This window comes from Candidatus Palauibacter scopulicola, from assembly GCF_947581915.1.
GTDB classification, from domain to species: Bacteria; Gemmatimonadota; Gemmatimonadetes; order Palauibacterales; family Palauibacteraceae; genus Palauibacter; species Palauibacter scopulicola.
In genome coordinates this window covers 1-19,800 of the sequence record NZ_CANPWG010000071.1, presented here as the reverse complement: position 1 = coordinate 19,800, position 19,800 = coordinate 1, and the positions used below count along the sequence as shown (strand labels likewise).

General features: G+C 66.4%; 11 protein-coding genes and 1 pseudogene. 4 read left to right on the top strand and 8 right to left on the bottom strand.

What is annotated here, in order from left to right:
- From RN743_RS15340 to RN743_RS15305, 8 genes and pseudogenes are all read right to left on the bottom strand, one after another.
- Positions 1-662 (bottom strand): annotated as a pseudogene (locus RN743_RS15340) (hypothetical protein); the annotation flags it as partial.
- The gene (locus tag RN743_RS15335; protein WP_310781106.1) at positions 659-1,030 is read right to left on the bottom strand and encodes a BlaI/MecI/CopY family transcriptional regulator; all 372 of its coding nucleotides are present in this window, start codon (positions 1,028-1,030) and stop codon (positions 659-661) included. The pseudogene RN743_RS15340 and the gene RN743_RS15335, both read right to left, overlap by 4 nt.
- 139 nt (positions 1,031-1,169) lie before the next feature.
- Positions 1,170-2,771: an acyl--CoA ligase family protein gene (locus RN743_RS15330; RefSeq protein WP_310781105.1), complete on the bottom strand. Its 1,602-nt coding sequence runs from the start codon at positions 2,769-2,771 to the stop codon at positions 1,170-1,172.
- A gap of 65 nt (positions 2,772-2,836) precedes the next feature.
- Entirely contained in the window at positions 2,837-4,048 is a 1,212-nt protein-coding gene (locus RN743_RS15325; protein WP_310781104.1) for a hypothetical protein, read from the bottom strand.
- Positions 4,049-4,085: 37 nt separating this feature from the next.
- Complete coding sequence (locus RN743_RS15320) at positions 4,086-6,737, bottom strand: CehA/McbA family metallohydrolase (RefSeq protein ID WP_310781102.1); 2,652 nt, start codon at positions 6,735-6,737, stop codon at positions 4,086-4,088.
- 118 nt (positions 6,738-6,855) lie between these two features.
- A complete protein-coding gene (locus RN743_RS15315) occupies positions 6,856-9,006 on the bottom strand; it encodes a hypothetical protein (protein ID WP_310781101.1) in 2,151 nt (716 codons plus the stop codon).
- A 607-nt stretch (positions 9,007-9,613) separates the two neighbouring features.
- Positions 9,614-14,344: an SdrD B-like domain-containing protein gene (locus tag RN743_RS15310; RefSeq protein WP_310781100.1), complete on the bottom strand. Its 4,731-nt coding sequence runs from the start codon at positions 14,342-14,344 to the stop codon at positions 9,614-9,616.
- A 493-nt stretch (positions 14,345-14,837) separates the two neighbouring features.
- Positions 14,838-15,875, bottom strand: coding sequence for a hypothetical protein (locus tag RN743_RS15305; protein ID WP_310781098.1), 1,038 nt, complete (start codon positions 15,873-15,875; stop codon positions 14,838-14,840).
- A gap of 506 nt (positions 15,876-16,381) precedes the next feature.
- On the opposite strand from RN743_RS15305, the gene RN743_RS15300 reads away from it, so the two are divergent.
- The 4 genes from RN743_RS15300 to RN743_RS15285 all read left to right on the top strand — a co-directional run bounded on the left by RN743_RS15300 (position 16,382) and on the right by RN743_RS15285 (position 19,412).
- Positions 16,382-17,884, top strand: coding sequence for a hypothetical protein (locus RN743_RS15300; protein WP_310781097.1), 1,503 nt, complete (start codon positions 16,382-16,384; stop codon positions 17,882-17,884).
- Between the two features lie 93 nt (positions 17,885-17,977).
- The gene (locus RN743_RS15295; RefSeq protein WP_310781096.1) at positions 17,978-18,520 is read left to right on the top strand and encodes a hypothetical protein; all 543 of its coding nucleotides are present in this window, start codon (positions 17,978-17,980) and stop codon (positions 18,518-18,520) included.
- A 294-nt stretch (positions 18,521-18,814) separates the two neighbouring features.
- The gene (locus RN743_RS15290; protein ID WP_310781095.1) at positions 18,815-19,093 is read left to right on the top strand and encodes a type II toxin-antitoxin system RelE/ParE family toxin; all 279 of its coding nucleotides are present in this window, start codon (positions 18,815-18,817) and stop codon (positions 19,091-19,093) included.
- Between the two features lie 31 nt (positions 19,094-19,124).
- Positions 19,125-19,412, top strand: coding sequence for a HigA family addiction module antitoxin (locus RN743_RS15285; protein ID WP_343219055.1), 288 nt, complete (start codon positions 19,125-19,127; stop codon positions 19,410-19,412).
- Positions 19,413-19,800: the final 388 nt, after the last annotated feature.

The following is a 19,800-nucleotide window of genomic DNA, read 5'->3' as shown; positions in this document are numbered from 1 at the left end:
GTCCAATCTCGTAAGTTCAATGATAAGCGTAAGGTACGAGCCGGATACCGAATGCTGATCCAGCGCATTTCGGTCGGTTTCAGGCTCTGGAGCAGGGCGATGGGGACAAGGACGCGAACGGCGCCCCCGCTCCAGTATGCCATGGGAGAGATGACCGCATCCGTCGTACGGATCAGGGGCACTCTCGCGAGGCCCAGGGTGCGTGCGATCTCCACCGCCATCCGCTGCAGCCGCGGCGGGGCCGGCCATGAGGCACCTCTCAGAGAGCGGCGGAAGCTGCACATCTGTGCAACCGTCCGGCCGAGCACCATGGAGGCGCCCAGGAGCCAGACGACGACGAGTCCCAAGCCCCCGTACTCGACAAACCACCCTCCCTCGACCATTCCACTCGTGGCGACCGACGGGGTGTCATCCGCGGTCATGGTGACCGAAGGTGCAGCAGCCGGGAACGCGGCGTCTGCAAGAACCGCATCGCGCGACTCGGCCGGCAGCACCGGGAGGGCGATCAGCGGCGGGATGAGCAGCGCCGCGAGCAGGGTGAGGCAGAGCGCGTGACACAGGCGCGGCCGCTCGTTGCCGCGCGCGACGAGCCACACGACGGCGCCGAGCACGATCGAGATCGCGAGCTTGCTCCCGGCGATCTGCAGGGCGAGGTCCGTCATGATCCGTCCTCCAGCAGCCGGCGCAGGCGTTCCATGTCGGCGTCGGAGAGCTTCCGCTCCTCCACCAGGTGTGTGATCAGCGGGACGAACGAGCCACCGGTGACCTGGTCCGCCAGGGCTTCCAGGCGACCGGCGGCGTAGGCCTCGCGGCTGACGCGCGGCGCGAAGAGGTGGGCCGCGCGGTCGCGGTCGCGATGGACGAAGCCCTTGTCTTCGAGCCGCTGCAGCAGCCGCTGGATCGTTCCGTGCATCGACTTGGCGGCGTCCGGGTAGAGGTGTTCGCGCAGCAGGCGCGCGGTTTGAGCGCCCTTCTGCCAGAGGCGCTCCATGACCGCGAGTTCGGCGTTCGCCAGCTTCGGTACCGTCATCGGTAGATGGTCTCCGTTGCGGTAAACAACGACACGTTGTCGTAGTATGCGACACGGTGTCGTACACGTCAAGCGAGGGACGGTTCCGTGACGTTCCCGCGGGAACGTCTCAGGTCCTGGGCGGGCTTTCAGGCGGCGGTCAGTTGATGCGCTTGTCGCGGCCGGTCCATTCGCGGTCGCGGAGGACGTACTTCTGGACTTTGCCGGTGGAGGTCTTGGGGAGGGGGCCGAACTCGATCGCGTCGGGGCACTTGAAGTGGGCGATGCGGTCGCGGCAGAACTCGATGATCTCCGCTTCCGTGGCGTCGGCTTCCGGCTTCAGCGTGACGAAGGCCTTGGGGCGCTCGCCCCATTCGTCGTGGGGGATGGCGATGACGGCGCATTCGAGCACCGCGGGGTGCCGGGCGACGGTCTGTTCGACCTCGATGGTGGAGATGTTCTCGCCGCCCGAGATGATGATGTCCTTGGCCCGGTCCCGGAGTTCCACGTAGCCGTCGGGGTGCCACACGGCGAGGTCTCCCGAGTGGAACCAGCCGCCGCGGAAGGCCTCGTCGGTCGCCTCGGGCTGCGCGTAGTAGCCCTTCATGACGATGTTCCCGCGCATCACGACTTCGCCCATCGTCGCGCCGTCGCGCGGCACGTCCCTCCCCTCCTCGTCGACGACGCGCATGAGGTCGGAGGTGACGAACCCCTGGCCCTGGCGGGCGAGCAGCCGGGCCTGCTCGGCGGGCGGGCGCCCGTCCCAGTCGGCGTGCCAGGCGCAGGTGGCCGTGGGGCCGTACGTCTCGGTGAGGCCGTAGGCGTGGATCGGGTGGAAGTTCAACGCCTTCAACTGCTCCAGCAGGGTCGGCGAGGGCGGCGCCCCGGCGATCATCGTCCGCACCGTGTGCTCCAGCGGCCGCGCCGCCGGATCGTTGACGAGCATGATCTGCACGGTCGGCGCGCCGCAGTAGTGGGTGACGCCCTCCGACTCGATCAGCGCCCAGATGCGGCCGGGATCGACCTCCCGCAGGCACACGTGCGTGCCGCCGACGGCGGTCACGGCCCACGTGAAGCACCACCCGTTGCAGTGGAACATGGGGAGGGTCCAGAGATAGACGGCGGCCGGCGTCATCTCCATCTCGATGAGTTCCCCGATCGCGTTGAGATAGGCGCCGCGGTGCGTGTACACGACGCCCTTGGGACGGCCCGTCGTCCCCGACGTGTAGTTCATCGAAATGGGGGCTTCCTCGTCCGCGGGCCCGGCCGCGAGCGGGGGCGGCTCCTCGCCACCGGCGAGGAACGCCTCGTAGGGATCGTTGGCCGCCCCGGTATCGTCGATCCGCACCACCGTCACGCCTTCGCCGCGCAGGGCGTCGCCGTCAACGAGGCGCTCGAGGGCCCGGTCGACGAAAAGGTACCGCGCACCGCTGTGCTCCAGGATGTAGGCGATCTCGCCCGCCCCGAGCCGCGTGTTGATCGCGACCAGCACCCCGCCCGCGGCCGGCACCCCGTAGTGCGCCTCGAGCAGGGGCGGCGTGTTCGGCGACAGGAAGGCCACCCGGTCCCCCGGCTCGAGCCCGGCCCGGAGCAGCCCCGTCGCCAGCCGTCGCACGCGAAGCTCGAACTCGCGGTAGGAGTAGCTGCGGCCGCCGTGCACGACCGCCGCCTTGTCCGGGTACACGAACGCACTCCGCCGCAGGAATTCGAGCGGCGTGAGTTCCGTCCGGTACGGGCTCCTCCCGCTGACGGGCTCGCTCACGGGCGATTACGCGGCTCGGCGCTCGACGGCCCCGCCGCAGTTCGCGACCGTCGTGGATGCACGCCCTACCCTTCCGGCTCCAGCGCTACCAGCCTGACCACGCGCACGGTCGGCAGGTCCAGCTCGTCACGCTCGATGTAGGCCAGGAGTCCACCGGGGCCGAAGGCGTCGGGGGTCCGAAGCCCCTCCGGCGGCAACGTGCCGACATAATCCCCGTCGGGCGTCACGATGTCCGTCGGGCCGTCGTCGTCGCCCGTCGGGCCCCGGCGCTTGACCCAGATTCGGTCCTCCCAGTCCACCTTCAAGCCATACAGCACCGGCACCTCGTCGGCGAAGGTGAGCCCCTCCACCCCCTCCATGTCGATCTGGATGGGCGAGTTGGTTCTCATGGCGTTCCTGCGCGCCGTGCTTTCCCGGTACCGGTCGCGGGCGGCCTCCATCAACGCGTCGTCGACCGCAAGCGGCGCGATCGGCCGCTCGATGGTTCCGGCAACGCTTCCGTCGAGTCCGATGAGCTTGACCCGGTAGCCGATCGAGTCGATCAGCGCGAGGCGGCCATCGGTCAGGAGGTCGTAGTTGACGAAGGGCTCGAAGGCGCGGCCCGCCGACCAGGCCACGCGCATGCCGGTCTCCGCCGACCCGCTCACGCTGGTTTCGTCCTCCTCCTCGTCCGGTGGCCTCCAGGCGGTGTAGAGCAGTTCCGCCTCGGCTCCGTCGAGCGGAAAGATATGGATGGGGTGGCCCTCTTCCTCCTCCTCCTCCTCCTCGCCGAAACGCATGATCCCGCCAGCCACCAGGCGGCCGTCGGGAAGAGCCATTCTGGCGATGACGATGCCCGTCGTCATCGGGTCCAGGTTGATGCGCCGCACATACTCGCCATCGGGTGCGAGAAGATCGATGTGCGAGAATCCCAGTACCGTGTAGGAGCCGTCACGCGCGACGATCGCGGTGGTGACGTTTTCGAACTCGCCGGGTCCCTCTCCCTGCCCTCCGACGGTACGGATCAGCGACCCCTCCGGCCCGACAACCAGAATGTGCTCGGCCTGACCGTCGAAGATGTGCAGGTTGCCGTTGGCGTCGAAGTGCACCGAGCGAACGCTGCCGAAGGTGTCCCAGTCGTCGCCCGTAGCCGACCCGACGGTGAAGACCTCCTCGGTCACGGCGTTCAGGATCGCGTCCGGGCCTTCCAGGGTTCCGGCGGCGCCCGTGGTCGGCCGGTCCCCCGTATCGCCACAGGCCGCCAGGAGCGCAAGGGAGAGGAGCGTCAGCCTCGGCATTTCGATCCGTCCTTCCCGAAAGGTCGCGTGTCCCTGCTCACTCGCCGCCCGCGCCGCCGGCCTCCGCCAGCAGCCGCCGGTACACGTCGCGGGCATCGTCGAACTGGGCGTAGACGTGGTCCTGCTCGGACTGCGACCGCCAGCCGGGCCACTCCCGCGCCTGGCGTTCGAGTTCGTCGATCCAGTCGAGGCCGTACTGCGCCCCCGCCGCGTCGCGGATCGGCTCGCCACCGACCGTGAACCAGACGGGGTTCGTGAACCCCTGCGGATAGCCCGCGTCGAGCGGGAACCGTTCCTCGGGCTCTCCCTCCGCCCGCAGGTGGATCCAGCCGCTCCCGTCGATCTCGATGTCGCCAGAGTAGAACGCCGACATGCGGTCGTCGGAGAGTTCGAGGTCGAGGACGTCCTCGCCGTCGCGCACGAGCCAGGCGCGGGTCAACGGCACGATCGACCGCACGCTGGCCGAGACCTCCACGCTCGCAGCGTCCGCACCCAGACCTAAGACGGAACCCGGGATCTCCCCGTTTACCGTGAGTTCGACGAGCGGCCCGTTCGTCACGAACGCCGCGGCGCCCCGCAGGCCCTCGAACCATCCGTCGGCCGTCAGGCGCCCGTCCGGCGGGCGTACGTACGTCCGCATCGCCCCCACCAGCGGCGTGGCGTGCAGGTTGCTGATCGAGTCCTCCCCGCCGGTCGCGCAGATCCGCACGTCGTTGCTCCACAGCGCGTAGAGCGGGAAGAAGCCGGCCCGCTCGGCCGTGGACCACTCGAGCGCGTCGCTCGTCCCCAGCACGGCGTCGACCATGAACCCCTTCCCGCCCATCAGCCCGAACGTGAGCGGGTCCACGTCGCCGAAGTAGGGGTGGACGTAGCCCGTCGTCGCCCCCTGGTCCTTCGCCTTCCGCATCATGTCCGTGTTCGACGGATACAGGCTCTCGATCGCCGTCCCCTCGTATCCCGTGGTGAAGGGCGAGATGAGGTGGTCGCGCATCCCGAACATGAACACGTGTCCGTAGAACGGCGGCCGGTACTCCTGCCCCACGATGACGACCATGTCCTCCGTCTCAGCCGACACCGGGTGCTCGCCGCCGCCGGGCACGAAGAACTGGTGGTCCAGGATCCGGTTGTCCTTGTTCGCCACCTGCTCGTTCACGATGTCCTGGTCCTCCGCGGCGGACATGAACATCAGGTTCTCGAGCGTGTTGTGGAGGTTCCCGGCATAGTTCATGTGGACATGCGTGGAACCGTTGTGCCAGCCGTCCGCCGAGAGGTCCGCGAACCGGTGCAGCGTGACCTCAAGCTCCACCGTGGCGTCCGCCTCGATCGCCACCTTCATGCGCTGCGGCTCGATCTCGAAGCCCTTCAGGATGGTGAGGTCCGCTTCGCCCGGCGGGAGCGCGACCGTGAACGTCCCGTCCGTGTGGAAGGCCGGGTAGCGCCCGCGCTGGCCGATGCGCGCGTACTCGTCGGGCGGGGCGTGGTACTTGCCGTCCGGCCCCAGGAGGGTGACGCGCGCCGCAACGGGATCCCGTCCGCTCGCGTCCGTGCGCACCGTGACCGAGAGCATGCCCGTCGGCCCCGCGTAGGTGCGCTCCCCGATCTCGATCCGCCTCCGGCCGCCGCCGTAGGTCTCGATGAGTTCGAGTTGGGGGAGACCGCCCTCGTTCGTGATGTAGGCGATCATCTCCCCATCGGGGGACCACCGCGGATGAAATGCGTCGTGCTCGAAGAAGGTGAGCTTGTACGGCTCACCGCCCGTCGTCGGCTGCACGTAGAGGTTGTTGAACTGGTCCGCCGCCCCCGCCGTTGACGAGTAGACGAAGCGCCGGCCGTGCAGCGACACGTCCGGCCGCGTGCGGTACAGCGTCTGCTCCCGCAGCACCGTCTGCGCCTCCAGGATCCCGTCCGCGCGCGCCGGCACCCGGATCACGTTGCCCGAGCCCAGCGGCACGTCGCGGTTCGAGACGAGGAGGAGTTCCTCGCCGTCCGGCATCCAGGCGGGCGAGATATACATGTCCATGGGCCCGAAGTAGAGCCGGTTGTTCCCGTAGGAGTTGTCGCTCGTGACCGCGATCTCGGGCCCCGCCCAATCGCCGTCCGCCACCTCCCGGATGTAGACGTTGAAGAACCCGTTGGGCCCGCTCGACACGTAGGCAAGGCGCGTGCCGTCGGGAGAGAACACAGGGTCGGCGTACACGAAGCGATCGTCCGTGAGCGCGCGCGTCTCGCCCGTTGCCGTGTCGAGCATTTCGAGCTGGATGCGCTCGCCGCCGTAGTCGGCGGTGTACGCGATCCAGCGGCCGTCGGGAGAGTAGGAGGGGGACGAGTGGTACGTGCCCCCGCGCGTGAGTTCCGTCGCGTCGCCCGTCTCCACGTCCACTTCCCAGACGGAACCGGCCATCCCCACCGCGATCGACTCGCCGTCAGGCGACCAGGAGGGGAACCAGGGCGTCGTCCCCGGCGCCGGCGGCAGGTAGTAGTTGTGCATGTAGTTGCCGCCGTGCCGCACGCCGGGATATGCGCCGAATGCGGGCGGCGGTTCTTCGGCGAGGAGCGGCGCCACGGGCCGGGCCGAGGCCGACTCGAGCAGCCCCGGCTCGCCGGTCACGCCGGGCGCGCCGTCGCCGGGTTCGCAGCCGAGGGAGACGCCGACGGAGAGAACGAGAAGGGGAGCGGGGCCGATACGCATGACAACTCGCTGGCTCAGAGGCTCGGAGGATCGCTGAACGGCGTCCCCAACTTGCTCCGCGCCAACCACTCGGCGCAACGCGCTGCAGGCGCTACCCCCCGGATTGCGGAGGACGGTTCTACCGTCGCCGGCCGCCGTCCGGGATGCCGCGGCTGAACAGGACATCGACGTCCGGCCCGACGCCGAGTCCGGCCACGGCCTCGGCCAGCGTCCCCACGGACTGCGGCAGATCCCGGAGCAGACCGCGCACCTGTCCGTTGCGCCGGTCGCGCAGGATGACGGCCGGCTCGTTCGTGTCCCGGTCCATCGTCACGGCGCCGCCTGGACCGGAAAGCGCGATCTCTTCAAGAAGGGCGGCCGTTTCGCCATGGACGGGGACCGCGTACGCGAAGCCCATCCTCCCTTCGCTATCGGCGACACGCGTCATGTCGAAACTCAACGAGAAGAGGATACGGCCATCGGCCGCGCGTCCGACGATCTCGTACTCGCCGTCGGAGGTCGGCAGCGCGGGCGGCGCGTCGACCGCAAAGGCCGGGTTCAGATACGGCGTGCCGTCCGCTTCCGCGCCGCCCCACAGGAGCATGGTGGCCGTGGGCGGCCCAGGAGCATCGGGTGCCGCGGCCAGGCTGCGAAAAATCGCTGCCTTACCGAAATGGTAGTCGCCGATCCAGGCGGGGTCGCAGTAGGACATGAAGTCCGCCGTCGTACTCGGGACGACGACATCGTCGCCGGAGCGGGAATCGATTCCCCAGGCACCTATCGATCCATCAGGGAAGGGGTACGCGCGATCCAGCGTGGCCCGCACGTCGCAAGGAGCGTGGTAGAGGCTCAGGTTGTGCCCGAGCTCGTGCGCTATCGTCGATGCCTCGGCGGGCTGGTCCACCACGCCGAGACGCACGTAGCTCGTCCATCCCGGGATCCACGCCACGCCCCAGGCGCCCGTGGCCTCGCCGGAGAGCGCCGCCATGTAATACCCCCGCCCGCCCTCCATGACGCGCACGGCGCCCACTTCATCGAGCAGCACGTCGGCATCGTTGCTCGATGTCAGTACCGGCTCGTGTGCCACGACCCTCAGATCGCCGACCGGAAGGAGGTTCGCGGTCTCCCACAGCAGCCTGTGTCCCTCGGGGTCCGCCGCCATCTCCGCCGCAAGATCGATCGCTGTCGAGTCCGGCTGGGTACGCCATACGAAGGGGACGATCGTAAGGTCGAATCGGGGCATGCGTTCAACCCGCACCGGCAGGCGGCCCGACTCCGGAATTCGGCGCGAAACGCCGAGTGCCGAGTCCAGGGTGGACTCCGGATCGATGTCGATCACCATTTCCAGTCCGGGTCTTATCGCCCAGGCGGGAATGCGGGCGTTGGCGGACTTTTCGAGCGATGCCTCCGCCTCGGCGAGATCGATGGGCAGCGGCGTCGGTTTCCCGGGGATATCGACGGTGTGGATTTCCGCTTCCTCGTAGAAGAAGGTCGCGCGGACGTCGGGAATCTCCGCGCCCGTGGGTCTTGGCGCGATCACGAAGACGCGCAGAAGCGCCGATTCGCTCTCGACCAGCGGCACCGGGAACTCGAGCGACTGGATCGCTTGCGTGAGGTACGCCTGCGAACCGGTCAGCGCCTCGCCGTCGCAACGCGGCATGCGCCAGCGGCTCCTCTGGTCAAGCAGGGCAGGATCTTCCGGCAGGCAGAGCCCCGTCCCCGTCCACTCGAACCGCCCCAGTCTCCCGAGGCCCGCGAACGTCGTCGGAAGGGGACCGCTCAGCTCCGGATTATGCGCCAGGTCCAGCCACTCCAGATTCCTCATCCGCCCCAACTCCGGCGGGACAGGCCCCTCCAGGTTGTTGTATCCGAGCCGCAGCTTCCGAAGAGATTGAAGGTTGCCGAGAGCGGCGGGGATCGGTCCGGTCAGGTTGTTGTGCCGCAGGTTGAGTTCGCCGCCCGTTTCCGTGAGGGATCCGAGCTCCGGGGGGATCCGCCCGGTCAGTTCGTTTTCGTCGAGACCGAGTTCCCACACGTTGCGAAGATTGCCGTATTCCGGAGGGATCTCGCCGGACAGTTGGTTTATGCCCACGTACATGAATACGACGTTTCTCAGGTTGCCCAGTTCCGGCGGCAGCGGTCCCGTCAACCGATTCTCGTCCAGCCAGAGCACGGTCAATCGCTCGAGCCGGCCGAGCTCCGGCGGTATCGGTCCCTCCAACCAGTTATCGGAGAGCCGAAGGTCCTCAAGGTTCGGGAGGTCGCCCAGTCCCGGCGGAACCCGCGTCATGTGACTTTGCGGTAACGTAATTCATTATATGATAATCTTTTACGTGTCAACGCTACCGTGTCGTGTATCACTTAAGATATGCAAATCTGAATTGGAATCCCTTCCACCGTACTGGCCGTCCTCGGACGTAACCGTCCGTTGAAGCCGTGGTCTCGAACCCCCGACGGGTTCACCCTCGCTGGCGACCAAAGCCACCTACGAGCGGCCCCTCACCTCCATCGGGACTGCGGGGGAGGGAGCGGAGACAAGACCTTGGTGTCGAATCGTTGTAGTCGGTTCGCCCGCTGCACAAGCGGGTTTCACGGCTGGCGAGCACCCTCGGCTGCGTTGCCCGGGGTGGGTCGAGCCGTCGGCTTGGTGGATCAACGGCGACACCGACGAAGAGCGGCTTGACCGCGTGGGGGAAGTTGCCGACGGACCGCTCCTCCACGGGCTGACTGAACATCGGTTGCCCTCGGACAAAGCTGCGAACGGTCAGCTGAGCCCCGAAAGGCTGCTTGGCCGCGCTCATCCAGAGAAATCGCCCCCGCCCGGCGGACCGGACGGGGGCGACCCCATACTGCGCCATCGGGATTCCTCGGAGGAATCCCTACGGGTTGCTCCGTTCCTATTTCCTGGTGACGATCAGGATGTAGTCGCGGGTGTTGTTCGCGTTTTGGTCCGGGTCCGAGGAATCACCGTCGCTGTCCAGGATCCTGAAGCAGACCCCGTCGCTTCCCTTCGTGGAGCCCGAATTGGCCGGCAGCGTGAGGGTCCCCGAGGTACCGGAGAGGCCGGTGAAGTCTGCGCTGGAACACGCGATGTTAGTCGTGGTCACGTCGACGGTGCCGAATCCAACCACGCCGAATCCCGTGGTCATGCTGGCGGCTGCAACCGTGAGATCCGTCGTGGGGATCGCCCCATTGTTGTCGCCCTTGTCGACCGTGACCCTCAGGGTGGTCGTCCCGGTCACCGGATCCGTCTCACCGTCGGGATCCAGGTTGAGACCGTCCCGATCCAGTTCGATCCTGTCGCCGTTCCACGTGATCGTGATTTCCTTCACTCGGACATCGGCGTCGCGCCGGATACTGAAGCCCGCCGCGGAGGCGTCGTTGGCCGAATAGCCGTCCTCGGCCGCGACGTGAATGTAGTACGTCCGGGTGCCCGCCCTGGGCAACGTTACGGTCGTGGCTCTCCCGTTGGTCACCGCTTGCGAGTATGTCCCCGATCCACTGGGCGTCGCATCCGTCGCGCTTGAGCTCAGCCGGATCGTGGCGCCGGAGGATGCCGTGACCACCACGGAGAACTCTCCGTCGTCGCTGTGGCCGCACTGCGGAGCGGCGTTGGTCGGACTTGAGGTGGGAGTACAATCCGTCCCGTCGACCTCGATGGTGGCTTCGAGCGTAGCGCCACTGCCCGCGTTCCTATCCTTGATGTAGAACGTCTCGGTGTCGTCATCGGCACGCCCACCCATCAGTTCGACGACCTGCTGGGTGAACAGGGTGTTCGGATCATCGGCGGTGGTTCCACCGGACGCGTTGACGCTGATGTAGCCCGCCGGCAGGTCGGGAGTCACCTCGTAGTAGCCTTCCATGAGGCCTTCGGCACTCCAATTGCCCTTCGCGTCCACGGACGCTTCCACGACCACGTCGTCGAAGTCGTCGCACCCGGTCACGGTCGACGGAGTTGTCGTCGTATCCACGGCCGTCGTCTTGCACAGTTGCAGTTCGACCACCGCGCGACTGTGCGCGGCCCGCACGCTGGGATCCATCACATCGCCCTCGACCTCACCGTCCTTGTAGAGGAGCACGAAGTCGGCGGCACCGACGCTAGCGGTGCTCGTGTGATAGTTCCACGTCGGAATCCCGGGCTCGCTACCCGGCGCGGGCGGCGACCCGGCCGTGACGAGTGCGTGCGATACGACATCCGTCGCCTTCTCGGCCTTGGCTCCGATCTTCGTGTTGCCGTTCCTGACCGCGGCGTACAGGTCCGTGCCCTGCGGTTTCACGAAATACATGTCGTCCCTGGTCAGGCCCTCGAACACGTACACGCCGTCCCTGTCGGTCTCGGCCATCAGCGGATCGCCGTCCGCGTCGGCCACGGCCTTGTCGGCCACGTAATTGTTCTTGGTGGTGCCCGATCCGCCGACCTTCTTCGCCGTGTAGATGGCCACCTTGACGCCCGCCCTGGACTCGTCGCTCGTCAGGCCACTACGGCCGTTCGAGTCGTTCGCGATCCGGCCCCGGACCACGCCGCGCAGATTCGTGGCGTCGAGGTTGCCGGAGGCGCTGTCGCCGGTGTACTCGTCGTCGTCGTCGCCCTCGTCGTGCATCACGGAGAGCACGCCGGTCTCGTCTTCCTGCCAGCTTCCCGCCTTGGCCGCGAGCGTGGCCCTGTAACGACCATCCGCGACGTCCGTGAACGTGTACTTGGCCGCGCCGCCGTTCCCGGCGGTGACCGTGACGTCGTCCTCCAGATCGTCCGCGTAGTCGTCGTTGCTGTTGACCGGCGTCAGGCTCACCGTGGCCTTGTCGCCCTTGTCGAGACCGCTGATCGAGCCCGAGATCGTCCCCGTCGCCCACTTGTAGGCGTAGGTCGAGCACACCTCGTTGGGGTCGTCGCTCGTCTGCCGTTGCAGCGGGCACAGCCAGACGTCCGGGCGGGCACCGCCCATGTCACCGAACGCGCCGACGATCACGCCGTCCGGATGGTCGTCCAACTGGTCGCCGAACGCGTCGATCTCTCTTGAGGCCCGGCTGTCCGGGACGATCACCATGCCGCTTCCCTCATCGGCCACAACCGTGATCTCGGTGTCCGTCGGGATGTTCTTGAACGACACCATGCCGGAGGCACCCGCCGTCGCGACAGCCCTCTTATCGTCCGTCTTGGGATCGGCGTCGTGATCGTACTCGAAGGCTCTCAAGCGGCCGCGGCTGTCAGCCGTCATCAGCGTGATCTCGATCTCGCCCACCGCGCTGCCGTCCTTCTCCGGCCGGCCGTCGCCGTCCCCAAGACCGATGTAGTCCGTGTACCCCGTGCGGTCGTCCAACTCACGGTGCACGCCGACGTAGATGGCCTGCGTCGTGAAGGTGACCCGGAGCGGCCCAAGGTCGAGCATGTCGTCGTCCTTGCCCGGCGGAAGATCGAGCCCGGTGTGCGTCAAGGTCAGCGCGTCGCCCTGCTCCCAAGCCTCGCCCATGTCGGGCTGGCCCTTCGCCGCCGCCATTACCGTGAACATCGCGGGCAGCATCGTCGGGTCGACCGTGTACGCGAACGACGACTTGCCGAGATCGTCCATGTTCTTCTTGCCGTCGTTCGTCGGCATGGTCGCGTTGACCGTGTCGCCGTCCTCGTCAACCATCATGAGAGCCTTGGCGTCCTTAGCCTTCGGATCGCCCATGTAGACCTGGGTGTTCCAGCCGCCGAGCCCCATGTCGCCGTCACGGGCCATCTCGTTGCTCTTGACCCAGAAGTCGAACGCGACCGCGACGTTGACGAGCGTTGCCACATCCTCATCCGCGTCCGCAGCGTACAGTCGGGCCGTCGACGCGTATGCGATCTCGACGAACTCGTTGCCGCTCACCTTCAGATCGGCGTGTCCCGGATCCGCCGTCTTCACGAAGACGATGTTGTCGTTGCCGCCCGGACCCGTGTTGTCCGCCCGCGCAAACGTGAACGACGCCATGCCCATCTTGTCGGTCGTGGCCTCGCCCAGCATGCCGGTGCCATCCGCCCGCGCGTACAGCGCCAGCTTCACGCCCGGCACTGGAACACCGAGATGATCTCCGGCTCCCATGCGGGCACCGGTCGCCACCGTCTGCATCGTGATCCGGAACGGGAAGTTGGCGGTCGCGCTGCCGCCCGCTTCGACCGTTACCACCATCGACTCGCCCACGAACGCGATGCCGGCGGCTTCGAGTCCGGCCGCCACGTCGTCGTCGTTGACCGGCAATTCGACCTGGTATGAACCGGCCATCAGGCTCTCGCCCGTCGAGAAGCTGCCGTCCGCGTTGATGGCGATGTCCGTCTCCGTGTTCAGATCCGGACCACGCAACTTCACCTTCGCCTTGGCCAACAGACCGGCCACAACCTCCGCGTCCAGCGCACCGGCCGCCACCAGCGGGGCGATCGCCTCGGTGATCGAGGGCTCGCCATCGTTGTGCATCTTGTCCTGCATCACTTCGTCGATGAACAGCATCCCCGACACCGAAGCGGTCCGGGTGTGTGTCCCCGAGAAGTTCACGATCGCAGACTGGTCGTCGGCCAGCATGACCGTCTTCTGCATCTCGGCTTCGGCGAAGTTGTACGCCGTCGGGTTCGGGTTGGCGATGCTGAGCACGTAGGTGCCCGCCGCCAGACCCGCGAACGAGTACTGCCCGCCGCCCGATGTTGTCGCCGTCGCCTCGGCCGCGCCCGCCAGCGTGACCGTCACGCCGTCCAAGCCCATGCCGTCGTCGAGGCTGACCCGGCCCGCAATCCCTGCCGTCCGCAGCAGCGTGCCCTCGAACGGCACGTTGGCGGTCTCGCCGGTGGCAACGGTCGCGCTCTTCGACGTGGTCGTGAACTCGTAGTCCTCAGGATCGGGGTTCGTGATCGCGACCTGGTACGTGCCGCTCTTGAGCTGCGAGAACCCATAGAGCCCGGAGGCATTGGTTACCTCCGTGCGGTCCTCGCCCTCGCCCACCAGCGTTACGGTGACGCCCTGAAGGCCCTCGCCATCCACGCTCACCTGGCCCTGAATCCCCGCTGTGCGGAGATACGTGCCGTCGAAGCTCACGACCTTCGACTCGCCGACGCCGACCGTCGCGGCACCGGAGGTGCTCGAGAAGCTGACCTCGTTGGTGTCGAAGCTGGAGATCTCGACCGAATACGTCCCGGCCCGCAGTCCCGTAAAGGAATACTGACCCGAATCGTCGGTCGTGGTCTGGCCATCGGCCATGCCGGAAAGACTGACAGTGACACCGCCGAGACCCATGTTCTCCACCGTGACCGTCCCCATGATGGAAGCGGTGCGGATATAGGTGCCGCGGAAGTCCACGGTGACCGTCCCGCCGGTGTCGCCGATGCTGGCGGGAGCTGAGGTTGCGTCGAAGCTGGCGTCCGCGGGGAACCCGCTGATCGTGACCGTATAGGAGCCTTGCTCCACGGTGTCGAAGCGGTAGTTCCCGCCACCAGCCGTGGCGGTGGAGGCGCCGTTGCTAAGGGAGACGGATACTCCGTCGACCCCCATGCCCTCGATCGACACCTGTCCCACGATGTCGCCCGTCGGCGGAGGAGGCATCACGTCTTCTCCGCACGCCGCGATGATCGGGAGGGCAAACAACGTTGCCGCCGCGAGATACTGCTTGAGTCTGCTCATTCCGTTCTCCTTGAACGGGTGATCGATAAAGCGCCCGGTTCGTTTTCGGGCCGCCGACCACGAGACGGAGCAAAAACGGTGCCACTCGCGACGGACAAGGCATGACTACGATAAATCGTTGACAAGAAAAGAGATACGTTATCACGACACGCATCCCGGCCAGCCGCCTGCACGTCCCCAAAGAGACTGATTGCGGCAAAAACTGACGGTGGGATTCGGAAAACCTCGCACAGTGTCACTGGGCATCGAGAATGTCGGCGTTCGAGCCCTGCCCCAAGGGAGGAGCAGGGCCACGCTGATGTCGGCAATGGCTGTCAGATTCTTGGTTGATGAAGCCGGGGCGTGGGAGCCCCGAGGTCGCACCAGATCGTACTCGCCGCACGGCCTTCACGCGGAAGGATCGTTGTGTGGCCGATTGGGATTGACGCTTCCTCGACCCCAGGAACCGCAGGTCTCCACGTCCGTTTGCCCCCTCATGGGGCGGGTTCCCGCCCTACGCGGCGGTACCCTCCGTCTTCACTCTTCGTCCATACCATTCGCTCTTGTAGTCGCACTGGCGGATGAACTCCATGGCAGCCGAATCACGCGCTGCTTTGGCTCTTATGTTGATCTCGCCGTAGGTGCGAATGACGGCGGCCGTCACGTTGTGAACCGCGTCCTTTCGGCGGTTCCGCGCTCGCCGCCGGAACGCATCCAGCGCAGCCTCGGCACGCTCCAGCCGCCCCGTGCGTTCGTAGTTCACGATCCAGTGACCGCACGGCGCCTGCCGCTTGTCGCGCGCAAGAAGCGATGACCGCGCATCGCCTCGCATCAGTGCGCCGCACTCGGTGCAGCGCCAACACCGCCTCGACACCCGCCGCTTCAGCCTGGCCTCCCTGGCCTTCTCGGCCCGGCACCTCGGGGTGCCCGGATACACCGTCGTCGCCCTGCGGTCCGCAATCTTAATCATCCCGCCACGACCGAGCTCGACTTGGCATTTCGACCGCTCCGGTTCGACATGCGGCGGCAGCGGCGCTCTCATCGCAAGCGAAAGCGACCACCCGAAAGCCGCTCGCCGAACACGGCCGGAAAGGATCGTGCCCTCCGGAATACTGCCCCGATAGCGGGTCCACCCATGTCCGGCGCGCGCCAACCTCATGTAGCGAGCGTTGACCCTGAGGATCTGGTTGTGAACATAGATCGACACCGGTCTGCCACGTCGGGGCACGGGCCAGCCTACCGCGCCGCCCGTACCGCCCGCCCCAAGCCGCCCGAACGCGTTGCGCATGGCGACCGCGTGGTCCCTGGCGTGCTGGTTGCGCGTTTGCGCCGGCCAGTCGATATCCGGGTGGCTGGTTGCGAATTCGTAGACCACCTCCTGAAGGTCGCGGCGGCTCAGCCGACTACCGGTGGCCACGTAGTGCTCCAGGTCACGTTCCAAGAGCAGATCGCGCAGTTCGCTGCCCGCTCGCGCCCACAGCGCGAACCGCGCCGCCTGCGCACGCGCCGGATACAGCTTGAGCCGCCAACCGAAGCTACGTAACTGGGTCACGAATCTCGTCCCTGCCTTGAACACCCCCGGCGAATGGCAAGACGGGATGCGGAAGGAAGTTGGTCATCTTTGACGGCGCGGGCAGGGTATGGGCGGCTTTGAGTCTCGTTCGGGCGGGCGGGCGGACTATCGGAAAGTGCGCGAACCGGCTCGATGCGGCAATAGAAGCGATCGTGCCGCTAGACCAAAGTCAGGAGCTGGGATCGAAACGACCAACACACTCGGTGGTACGGTCGCCGAACCTGATTCGCCGGCAGGTCGAGCACTCGATCATCGTCCAAACCTCGCGACCGGAGCCGGAGGTCGGCGGAGTGCGGGTGTTCTGGAAGGGACCATTTGCCAGGTTGAGATCGCGCTTTCTCGCAGACGGCGATAGTAGGGATTGTCCCCGTTCGGTCTTCAATCGCCCCAACGTACCGCCCTCCCACCGTCGTCGGAACCTTGTGTGATAGTTCGCGCGACCGTATTGGTGCCGTATAGTTGATTCCAATGAGGGAGATAGACGCATGGAAATGAGGACGAGAGCAGGGTTGACGGCGAAGCGATCAGATGGAGCAGAGAAAAAACTCAAGCCATGGCACGGCCTGGGGGCAGCTCTCCTGATAGTCGGGATCGCGGTGGGGGGCGAGGCGTGTCAGGGCGGCGACGTGCTGGTCCCGGAGTCCGGCCCCATCTTTCTCGAAGTTGACGAGGCCACCGGGGGCTTCGACTCGCAAGACCTTTATGGTGGGCCTGAGTACGCGCTTCCCCATGGTCCCAAGGACTTCAACGACCTGCTCGCCCAAGCAGCCGCAAAGGTTCCAGGCGGTTTCGGCGGGGCCTACAAGGACACGGACGGAAGCATCGTTGTGTGGCTCAAGGACCTCAGGAAGACGGGGGTCGCCCTCGACAGCCTCATGGCCATGCAGCCCACCGAGGTGAAGTCCTACCACCGCGTGGAGGCGATGACTGTTCGATTCGTGGAGGCGGCCTACGATTGGCGTGACCTCAATCGCTGGTTCAAGCTCGCTGCCCGGCAGTGGAGGGCCGGCGTCGTGTTCATGGACATTGACGACAGAACGAATCGAGTATACGTCGGTGTGAGCAGCGCCGGGCTGGCCGCGGGCCTGCGCGCCGACATCGAGGCCGCCGGCGTGCCTTCCGGGGCACTGGTCATTGGCGTAGAAAGCCCGATCGTGCCCGCAATCGGGCCGCTCGCAGGGATCGGTGCGAAAACAGACCGGACGAACGTGACGTTGGGCCAGACTGTGGACCCGCCCTACTTTGCTGGATTCAAGGCCGAAGGCGCGTCAACGAACGGCCCTTGTACGATGGGGCCGATCGTGCGGCTCACAAGCACAAGAAACGGGTATCTTACAGCCTCCCACTGTACCCAACGCATCTACAGCGACGACGGGCGCGATCACTTCCAAGCCACGATGAACGACAACAACATTGGCCAAGAGTATGACGACGCACCGTCCACCTCACACCCCCACTGCGACGTCACCGCGCTTTGCCGACGTAGCGATGCCGCCCTCATCGAGTTCGATGACGCAACCGACGCGGCCCGTGGCCACATCGCCCGAATCGCGTCGCTCGGCTCCACAGCACTCACTGCCGCAGCCGATGACGAATGGCTAGTTGCTGACGCCGATCCGGCCTGCCCTTTCGGGCTCGTCGAAACTGCCTGCTTCCCGGCCGTCGTCGGAACGGAACTCCAATACGTCGGTTATGTCTCCGGCTGGCAAAAAGGTACCTTGGACCACACCTGCGCCCTCTCCGGGTACGTTATCGGCGTCACGGCGTACCAGATCCGGTGCTCCGATATCGTCACCGGGACCAGCGAACCGGGGAACAGCGGCGCGCCCGTCTTTGAGCTTACCAGCCACCCGCGCGAGGTGAACCTGTGGGGCATCTTGCACGGACAGACCGAAGACGGGACCCAGTGGACGGTAAGCCGAATCGAGGGCATCCGCCTCGACTTGGACCGCAGCTTCAACGTGCTCGCCGATCTGAGGGTATACTGACAGGCGGTTCGACCCGAACAAGGGAAGGTTTCCTGCCAGCCTTGCCCGCTCTATCAGGCTTGTCTCAAACCTAGCGACCGGGACGTTGAAGGGGTGGACTCCGTACCGGTTGAAATTGGTGAAGCGATGCCCAGAACTACCTCCGGCGTAGTGGTTGCCCTCGTCCTCGCCTGCACGGACGCGCTGGCTCCGGAGCGCTCCAAGATCGCAACCGTCAGCGTGCTCGAGGTTTCGGCCGGGCTCGACGTGCTGTCCGAGCGCCCCGGTTGGGCCTTCGCCCGCGTGGGCGTGACCATCAAGAACCCCACGGACCAAACCGTGCGCGTCAATATGCCTACCGAACCCCGAGCCTGTGTCGTGGTTCGGACCTATCGCAAGGGGACCACCACACCTTACACCCAAACGCCGGAAGCGGGCTGCCGGAAGCAGTCGCTGTTGCGGCCCCGCGCCAGCACCCGGCTCCGAGCTGAACCGACGCTGGCTTTCGGTCCTCCGCCGTACCCCACTACCGCCGGAGAGACCTACATCGTCACTGCGGAGGTCCTAGACATCAGCATCAACCACGAGCCCGCGCTGAACTCTGACGAAGTGTACGCCGGAACCATTCGAGTCCAGTGGCGAGCACCGCAGCCGTAGTCGCCGTTCGCCGGGGGTTGCTCCACGCTAGCACGCCATCCCGCAGACCATCTGCCGCCGCGCGGTCTCAACGGCGGCGGATGTCCCGTAGTGCTCGGTCAAGCGCGTCACCTGCCCGTACAGCCGCTCGATTCGCCGCCTCAAGGTGGCGTTCTCCTCGGTCTGCCGCTCGACTTGCCGCCGCAAGGCTTCGACTCATTCGGATTGCCGCCGCCGTCGCCATTCGAGACTCCGATGAGGCTGGCAACCATCCATCCTTTACGGAATCCGTAACAAGGCATACATTCGGATCCAATGATACGAAGCTTCAGGGACCGGAGAACGCGACGTTTCTTCGAGGGGCGGCGCGTCGCGGCCTTTCACGGCTTCTCCGATCAGGCCGCACGAAGGCTGACCCTGCTGGACAGCGCCGAGACGCTCGGCGACCTCGCCGCACTGCCGAGCAACCGGCTGGAATCGCTGCGGGGCGACCGCGCCGGTCAGCACAGCATTCGGATCAATGCGCAGTGGCGTATCTGCTTCCGGTGGACGGAGGACGGGCCGTCGGAAGTCGAGATCGTGGATTATCACTGAAAAGAGGCGTTACATGAACGCGAGGAACGGGATGAGGCCGGTGCATCCGGGCGAAGTCCTGCGCGAGGAACTCGACGAGCTCGGGTTGTCGGCCAATGCGTTGTCCAAGGCGCTGGGAGTGCCGGTCAACCGCGTGACCATGATTCTCAACGGCCAGCGAGGCGTGAGCGCGGACACGGCGCTGCGGCTCGCCACCTATTTCGGTACGACTCCGCAACTCTGGCTGAATCTCCAGAAGACTTGGGAGCTTCGCCGAACCGAGATCGAAGCGGGCCGAGAGATCGCCAAAGAAGTCACGCCCCGGCGGGCGGTGGTGTAGGGCCGCCAGCCCACCACTTCCCTGAGCAGGCAATGCCACGGCCTTCGCGGACTTCAGGACAAGGCGGTCGCCGCTACGGTTCACCAACCCAACCACGTCCGGCGACTCATGCGGCATCCACCCGCCGATGTCTCACGTTCGGGGTGGGCGGGCGGAGCAGCGCGCCGCTGCTTGGTTTCTCGCGGCCGGTGATACTAGCGGCTTGGTCCGGCATCGCGGTCCGGCCCGCGCGGCCTAATCCGTTCCACCAGCCGCCGCGTCATCTCCACCTGCTCCCTGGCCTTGCGCCGTAGGTCCCGGAGTATCCGGTCAAGTCCGTCACCCGCGCGCTCAGCCGCTCGACTTGCCGCTGCAAGGCTTCGACCTGTTCTCGCAACGCTCCGATCTG

Coding starts and splice junctions, on each gene's coding strand:
- RN743_RS15335 (WP_310781106.1), bottom strand. CDS start 1,030: ATGACGGTACCGAAGCTGGCGAACGCCGAACTCGCGGTCATGGAGCGC.
- RN743_RS15320 (WP_310781102.1), bottom strand. CDS start 6,737: ATGCGTATCGGCCCCGCTCCCCTTCTCGTTCTCTCCGTCGGCGTCTCC.
- RN743_RS15325 (WP_310781104.1), bottom strand. CDS start 4,048: ATGCCGAGGCTGACGCTCCTCTCCCTTGCGCTCCTGGCGGCCTGTGGC.
- RN743_RS15310 (WP_310781100.1), bottom strand. CDS start 14,344: ATGAGCAGACTCAAGCAGTATCTCGCGGCGGCAACGTTGTTTGCCCTC.
- RN743_RS15285 (WP_343219055.1), top strand. CDS start 19,125: ATGAGGCCGGTGCATCCGGGCGAAGTCCTGCGCGAGGAACTCGACGAG.
- RN743_RS15290 (WP_310781095.1), top strand. CDS start 18,815: ATGATACGAAGCTTCAGGGACCGGAGAACGCGACGTTTCTTCGAGGGG.
- RN743_RS15300 (WP_310781097.1), top strand. CDS start 16,382: ATGGAAATGAGGACGAGAGCAGGGTTGACGGCGAAGCGATCAGATGGA.
- RN743_RS15315 (WP_310781101.1), bottom strand. CDS start 9,006: ATGACGCGGGTTCCGCCGGGACTGGGCGACCTCCCGAACCTTGAGGAC.